The following is a 6445-nucleotide window of genomic DNA, read 5'->3' on the forward strand; positions in this document are numbered from 1 at the left end:
GATAGCTGATAGCTGATAGCTATGTTATAATCCCCGCAATTTTTGACTTTCAGTAAGTAACAACGCAATGACACTTGATGATATTCGTATCGTATTAGTTAACACATCACATTCTGGTAATATTGGCTCAGCGGCACGTGCTATGAAAACGATGGGCTTATCAAATTTATATCTTGTTGACCCTGCTTGTGAGATTGACAGTCATGCGAGTGCGCTTGCTGCCGGTGCAACGGATGTTTTAGGTAAAACAGTGGTTGTTGATACACTGGCAGATGCGATTGCTGATTGTGGCTTAACAATTGGTACCAGCGCACGCTCACGTACTTTATCTTGGCCAATGGTTGAGCCGCGTGAATGTGGTGAAAAGTTAGTGGCTGAGGCTGAACAGGGTCCTGTTGCACTCGTATTTGGTCGCGAAAATAGTGGTTTAACGAACGAAGAACTACAACAATGTAACTACCACGTATGTATTCCTGCAAATCCTGAGTACAGCTCGTTAAATCTCGCGATGGCCGTGCAAACACTGTGTTATGAAACACGTATGGCATATTTAAATAATCAGCCAAAAGTACAAGAAGAAGACGAAGTAACCTACCCAAATGCGAAGCAAACTGAGCTTTTCTATGAGCATCTAGAGCAAACGCTAAACGACACAGGTTTTATCATCAAACAGCACCCAGGCATGGTGATGACTAAACTACGTCGTTTATTTAACCGCGCACGTCCAGAAGAAGCTGAGATGAACATCTTACGCGGTATTCTTACCTCTATTAATAAGTCTATTAAATAATCACAGGTTATAAGTATAATACTTGACTAAATTACTCAGGTAATTACAATGTACCCAGTACTTGACTGTTTTTGTCAAGTATTCGGTTTTATCAATGGCAAGTATCAATTTTTATCAAGTGATAATACTTGACTATTTTGGTCTGGTAATTAAAATTTGCACACCTTAGCGTGCAGTAACATCGGGGGCTCCATGAAGTTAACATCAAAAGGCAGATACGCAGTAACCGCCATGTTGGATGTTGCACTACATACAAATGTGGGTGCAGTGCCTCTTGCCGATATTTCTGAACGCCAAGAGATTTCGTTATCTTACCTTGAGCAACTATTCGCCCGTTTACGTAAAAACGGCCTTGTGACCTCTGTGCGTGGCCCAGGTGGCGGATATTTACTAGGTCGAGAAGCGAACGAAATTTCTGTCGGCGATGTGATTAACGCCGTTGATGAGTCTGTTGATGCAACACGTTGCCACAATGCAACGGGTGGCTGCCAAAGCGGCATGCGTTGTTTGACTCATACCTTATGGTCGGACTTAAGCGCACGTATCGAAGAGTTTTTAAATAGTATTACCCTTGCTGAATTGGTGGAAAAGTCAGATGTGAAAGAAGTCGCATCGCGCCAAGATAACAGCATCAACAATGCAATTAAGCAACTGGAAAACATTCAAGTAAGCTGTCAACTGTAGCTTGACGAAAGCGGAGAGAGAAATGAAGTTACCGATTTATTTAGATTACGCAGCAACCACGCCTGTTGATGAACGTGTGGCAAAAGAAATGATGCAATGCCTGACTATGGACGGTAATTTTGGTAACCCTGCATCACGCTCACACCGTTTTGGTTGGCAAGCAGAAGAAGCCGTTGATCAAGCACGTACAGATATTGCTGATCTGATCAACGCTGACCCGCGTGAAATTGTTTTCACTTCAGGTGCTACAGAATCAAATAACCTAGCAATTAAAGGTGCTGCGCAGTTCTATAAGAAGAAAGGCAAGCACGTTATCACTGTTAAAACAGAGCACAAAGCAGTGCTTGATACGTGTCGTGAACTAGAACGTCAAGGTTTCGAAGTAACCTATATGGACGTTGAAGAAAACGGTTTACTTGACCTTAAAAAGCTTGAAGCTGCAATGCGTGACGACACAGTACTTGTGAGCGTAATGCACGTAAATAACGAGCTAGGTGTTATCCAAGATATCGCGACAATCGGCGAAATGTGCCGTGAGCGCAAAATTATGTTCCACGTAGATGCTGCACAAAGCGCAGGTAAAGTACTTATCGACGTGCAACAGTTAAAAGTAGATTTCATGTCGTTCTCTGGCCACAAAGTATATGGCCCGAAAGGTGTAGGCGCACTTTATGTTCGTCGTAAGCCTCGCGCACGTTTAGAAGCGCAAATGCACGGTGGTGGTCATGAGCGTGGTATGCGTTCAGGCACACTAGCTACTCACCAATTAGTTGGTATGGGTGCGGCATTTAGAATCGCTAAAGAAGATTTCGAAAAAGACCATGCACACATCAGCGCACTTCGTAAGCGCCTGATCGATGGCATCATGGCTGATATGGACGAAGTTTACTTCAATGGTGAACCAAGTCACTCAGTTCCAGGTATTGTAAATATCAGCTTCAACTTTGTTGAAGGTGAGTCGTTATTAATGGCTGTTAAAGACATTGCTGTTTCATCAGGTTCAGCCTGTACCTCAGCAAGCTTAGAGCCTTCTTATGTACTACGTGCATTAGGCCGTAATGACGAGTTGGCACACAGCTCAATTCGTTTCAGCATTGGCCGCTTTACGACTGAAGAAGAGATTGATTACACCGTTGAACTAATCAAAAACTCGATCGGCCGTTTACGTGAGATGTCTCCTCTATGGGAAATGCATCAAGAAGGTATTGATTTAGATTCAGTTGAGTGGGCGCATCACTAATCAGTGATCGCCGCCGCTAGCAGGTAGTGAGGATAGTATTATGGCTTATAGTGATAAAGTAATCGATCATGTTGAAAATCCACGTAACGTGGGTGCTTTAGACAAAAATGATCCGTCAGTTGCAACAGGTATGGTGGGTGCACCAGCATGTGGTGACGTAATGAAATTGCAAATCAAAGTATCACCAGAAGGTGTAATTGAAGACGCAAAATTCAAAACATATGGTTGTGGTAGCGCAATCGCTTCTTCTTCACTTGTAACTGAGTGGGTAAAAGGCAAAACATTAGATGAAGCTGCAACAATCAAAAACACTGATATCAGTGCTGAGCTTGAATTACCGCCAGTGAAAATTCACTGTTCAATTTTAGCAGAAGACGCGATTCAAGCAGCAATTGCTGACTACAAAAGCAAACAAGCGAAGTAAGAGATAAATTCATGGCAGTGACATTGACAGATGCGGCAGCAAACCGCGTAGAATCATTTTTAGCAAATCGCGGCAAAGGCATTGGCCTACGCGTTGGCATTAAAACGACGGGCTGTTCAGGTCTTGCTTATGTTCTTGAATTTGTTGATGAGTTAGCAGACGGCGACGAAATTTTTGAAAGCCGTGGTGTGAAAGTTATCGTTGATGCCAAAAGCTTAGTCTACATTGATGGTACTGAGCTTGATTACACCAAAGAAGGTTTGAACGAAGGGTTTAAGTTTAACAACCCGAACCAAGCCGATGAGTGTGGTTGCGGCGAAAGCTTCACCGTTTAAGCTTTAAAAACTTTCTTTGCTTGAAGCCCTGCCTATGTAGGGCTTTGTTCTTTCCTGTTTACCGAGTTGGATTATGTAATGCGTTACTTTGAGTTATTTGCAATTCCAGTAGATTACAACATTGATTTAGCGACTATTAATAAACACTATCTTGAGCTGCAGCGTGCAGTTCACCCAGATCGCCACGCAAGTTCTAGCAGCCGTGACAAATTACTTGCTGTGCAAAATGCAGCAGAAATCAATGATGCATTACAAACTTTAAAACACCCGGTAAAACGTGCTGAGTACATGCTAAGCGAGCTTGGTGTAGATATTCGCGCCGAGCAACAAACATTACAAGACCCGCTATTCTTAATGCAGCAAATGGAGCTGCGTGAAGAATTAGAAGAACTTGAAAATGCCGCAGATCCTGATGCAGCAATAGCCCAGTTTGAAGCGCAAATTAAACAGCTCGATAAACAATACAGCAGTGAATTAGCCGCTCAGCTGGCAAGTAATGATGAGCAACAATGGCAAGCTGCCGCTGACAATATTCGTAAATTGAAGTTTGTTTATAAGTTACGCGATGAACTAGAGCGTATTGAAGACAGTTTATTTGATGATTAATCGTTAGTTGTTACACAACAGCTATTTAAGAGTTTAAAAAGAGCATTATGGCATTATTGCAAATTGCTGAGCCGGGGCAGAGCGCGGCACCACATGAGCACAAATTAGCAGTCGGTATTGACCTTGGTACAACTAACTCGTTAGTTGCAACAGTGCAAAGCGGCGAAGCGCGCACACTGACTGATTTAGCAGGCAATGCGATGCTACCATCGGTTGTTCAATACCAAGCAGATAGCATTGTGGTTGGTGAACGAGCGGCAGCAGCTGCAACTCAAGACCCTGCAAACACACTAATCTCGGTTAAGCGTTTTTTAGGTAAAACTCAGGCTGAAATCGAAAAAAGCTATGGTCAACTGCCGTACGAATTTTGTGAGCATGATGGCTCATTAGCAATCAGCACGGTTGCGGGTGCAATTAGCCCTGTTACTGCATCGAGTGAAATCTTAAAAGCATTGAAACTGCGCGCAGAAGACAGCTTTGCAGGTCAAGATATCTTAGGTGCAGTTATTACTGTGCCAGCTTATTTTGATGATGCTCAGCGTCAAAGCACCAAAGATGCTGCCGAGCTTGCTGGTATTAAGGTATTACGTTTATTAAACGAGCCAACGGCTGCGGCTGTAGCTTATGGCCTTGATTCAGGCCAAGAAGGTATTATCGCCGTATACGATTTAGGTGGCGGTACCTTCGATATTTCTATTTTACGTTTACACCAAGGTGTATTTGAAGTGCTTGCGACTGGCGGTGACTCAAGCCTTGGTGGTGACGATTTTGACTCGCTATTAGTTGAATACTTTAAAAAACAAACGGGTGTGAGCGAGCTTTCTGCATCGGTATTGCGTTTATTCATCAATAAAGCAAAAGCGTGCAAAGAAGCACTAAGCCAATACCAAACTGTGAATGTAGGTTTAGAGTTTGACGGGCAAAGCCACAAAGTTGAAGTAACCCGCGAAACGTTTGATGAGCTTGCTCTTAGCCTTGTGAAGAAAACGCTACGTTCTTGCCGTCGTGCGGTTAAAGATGCGGGTATCGAGAACGAAGAAGTACTACAAGTTGTAATGGTTGGCGGCTCGACTCGTATGCCAATTGTACGCTCTCAAGTTGCTGCATTTTTTGATAAAGAGCCACTGACTTCTATCGACCCAGATCGCGTAGTTGCACTCGGTGCAGCACTGCAAGCAGATGTATTGGTTGGCAATAAGCCAGATTCAGACATGTTGCTATTAGACGTATTGCCACTGTCGCTAGGTCTTGAAACCATGGGTGGCTTGGTTGAAAAAATTATTCCACGTAACACCACGATCCCTGTTGCACGTGCACAAGAGTTTACTACTTTCAAAGATGGTCAAACTGCTATGTCACTGCATGTATTACAAGGTGAGCGTGAGCTAGTTGACGATTGTCGTTCATTGGCTAAGTTCAGCTTAAAAGGTATTCCGGCCATGGCAGCCGGTGCTGCGCATATTCGCGTAACCTTTAAAGTAGATGCTGATGGCCTATTAAGTGTATCGGCAATGGAAAAATCAACGGGTGTGCAAGCTGAAATTCAGGTCAAACCATCGTTTGGTTTATCGGACGACCAAGTTGCAAACATGCTTAAAGAGTCAATGACTAACGCTAAAGACGACATGCAAGCGCGTATGCTTAAAGAGCAGCAAGTTGAAGCGTTACGTGTTGTTGAAGCACTTGAAGCATCACTGGCAACCGACAGTGCATTACTTGACGAACAAGAATTAGGTGCGTTAAAAGCAGAAATTGCTAAACTTGTTGCCGTACGCGAAAGTGCAACAACACCTGCAGAAATTAAAGCAGCGATTGAAGCTGTAGACAATGCAAGTAGCGAATTTGCTGCTCGCAGAATGGATGCATCAATCAAAAAAGCGCTGCAAGGGCAGTCAGTAGACGAAGTTTAACGAGGTAAGGTATGCCACAAATTATTTTTCTTCCACACGAAGAGTTATGCCCAGAAGGCGCTGCTATTGAAGCTCCTACAGGTGAAACTGTATTAGATGTTGCACTAAAAAATGGTATTAGCATTCCACATGCTTGTGAAAAATCATGTGCATGTACAACATGCCACTTAATCATTCGTGAAGGCTTTGACTCTTTAGATGAGAGTGATGAGCTTGAAGACGATATGCTAGATAAAGCATGGGGTCTTGAGCCTGAATCACGCCTAGGTTGCCAAGCGGTGATCAAAGATGAAGATTTAGTGGTTGAAATTCCAAAGTATAATCTCAATATCGTTAATGAAGAGCATTAATTTTTAACGGCTTTGATTTCGTAAAACCGCTGTAGTTGCTTGGTCTCTACAGCGGTTTTTTTATTTTAGAGCTGTCAGCTTTCAGCCGTCAGTTTTTAGCAGATCG

The 6445-nt window shown here is 43.3% G+C and carries 8 protein-coding genes; all 8 read left to right on the plus strand.

Annotated features, from left to right (window positions below; all coding sequences use genetic code 11):
* The first annotated feature begins 67 nt into the window (after positions 1 to 67).
* The 8 genes from trmJ (at position 68) to fdx (ending at position 6339) form a co-directional block, all read left to right on the plus strand.
* Positions 68 to 790, plus strand: a complete 723-nt coding sequence (gene trmJ, locus CWC02_RS17015; protein WP_138619526.1) for a tRNA (cytosine(32)/uridine(32)-2'-O)-methyltransferase TrmJ — start codon at positions 68 to 70, stop codon at positions 788 to 790.
* Positions 791 to 982: 192 nt separating this feature from the next.
* On the plus strand, positions 983 to 1474 hold the full coding sequence (gene iscR / locus CWC02_RS17020) for a Fe-S cluster assembly transcriptional regulator IscR (protein WP_054552499.1): 492 nt from the start codon (positions 983 to 985) through the stop codon (positions 1472 to 1474).
* A 22-nt stretch (positions 1475 to 1496) separates the two neighbouring features.
* Positions 1497 to 2714 (plus strand): IscS subfamily cysteine desulfurase, encoded by a 1218-nt coding sequence (locus CWC02_RS17025; RefSeq protein WP_054552500.1) that lies wholly within the window; start codon positions 1497 to 1499, stop codon positions 2712 to 2714.
* A gap of 40 nt (positions 2715 to 2754) precedes the next feature.
* The gene (iscU, locus tag CWC02_RS17030; protein ID WP_054552501.1) at positions 2755 to 3138 is read left to right on the plus strand and encodes a Fe-S cluster assembly scaffold IscU; all 384 of its coding nucleotides are present in this window, start codon (positions 2755 to 2757) and stop codon (positions 3136 to 3138) included.
* Positions 3139 to 3149: 11 nt separating this feature from the next.
* On the plus strand, positions 3150 to 3473 hold the full coding sequence (gene iscA / locus CWC02_RS17035; protein ID WP_054552502.1) for an iron-sulfur cluster assembly protein IscA: 324 nt from the start codon (positions 3150 to 3152) through the stop codon (positions 3471 to 3473).
* A 78-nt stretch (positions 3474 to 3551) separates the two neighbouring features.
* Positions 3552 to 4079 carry a co-chaperone HscB gene (gene hscB / locus CWC02_RS17040; protein WP_054552503.1) on the plus strand — a complete coding sequence of 176 codons (528 nt, stop codon included), beginning with the start codon at positions 3552 to 3554 and terminating at the stop codon, positions 4077 to 4079.
* A gap of 47 nt (positions 4080 to 4126) precedes the next feature.
* Positions 4127 to 5989 carry a Fe-S protein assembly chaperone HscA gene (gene hscA / locus CWC02_RS17045; protein WP_054552504.1) on the plus strand — a complete coding sequence of 621 codons (1863 nt, stop codon included), beginning with the start codon at positions 4127 to 4129 and terminating at the stop codon, positions 5987 to 5989.
* Between the two features lie 11 nt (positions 5990 to 6000).
* Positions 6001 to 6339 (plus strand): ISC system 2Fe-2S type ferredoxin, encoded by a 339-nt coding sequence (gene fdx, locus CWC02_RS17050; protein ID WP_054552505.1) that lies wholly within the window; start codon positions 6001 to 6003, stop codon positions 6337 to 6339.
* Positions 6340 to 6445: the final 106 nt, after the last annotated feature.

This window comes from Pseudoalteromonas sp. S2721 (assembly GCF_005887425.1).
Taxonomy (GTDB): domain Bacteria; phylum Pseudomonadota; class Gammaproteobacteria; order Enterobacterales; family Alteromonadaceae; genus Pseudoalteromonas; species Pseudoalteromonas simplex.

Excerpts from the sequence above, each read along its gene's own strand:
- hscA (WP_054552504.1), top strand. The coding sequence starts at position 4,127 with ATGGCATTATTGCAAATTGCTGAGCCGGGGCAGAGCGCGGCACCACAT.
- iscU (WP_054552501.1), top strand. The coding sequence starts at position 2,755 with ATGGCTTATAGTGATAAAGTAATCGATCATGTTGAAAATCCACGTAAC.
- iscA (WP_054552502.1), top strand. The coding sequence starts at position 3,150 with ATGGCAGTGACATTGACAGATGCGGCAGCAAACCGCGTAGAATCATTT.
- trmJ (WP_138619526.1), top strand. The coding sequence starts at position 68 with ATGACACTTGATGATATTCGTATCGTATTAGTTAACACATCACATTCT.
- fdx (WP_054552505.1), top strand. The coding sequence starts at position 6,001 with ATGCCACAAATTATTTTTCTTCCACACGAAGAGTTATGCCCAGAAGGC.
- hscB (WP_054552503.1), top strand. The coding sequence starts at position 3,552 with ATGCGTTACTTTGAGTTATTTGCAATTCCAGTAGATTACAACATTGAT.
- iscR (WP_054552499.1), top strand. The coding sequence starts at position 983 with ATGAAGTTAACATCAAAAGGCAGATACGCAGTAACCGCCATGTTGGAT.
- CWC02_RS17025 (WP_054552500.1), top strand. The coding sequence starts at position 1,497 with ATGAAGTTACCGATTTATTTAGATTACGCAGCAACCACGCCTGTTGAT.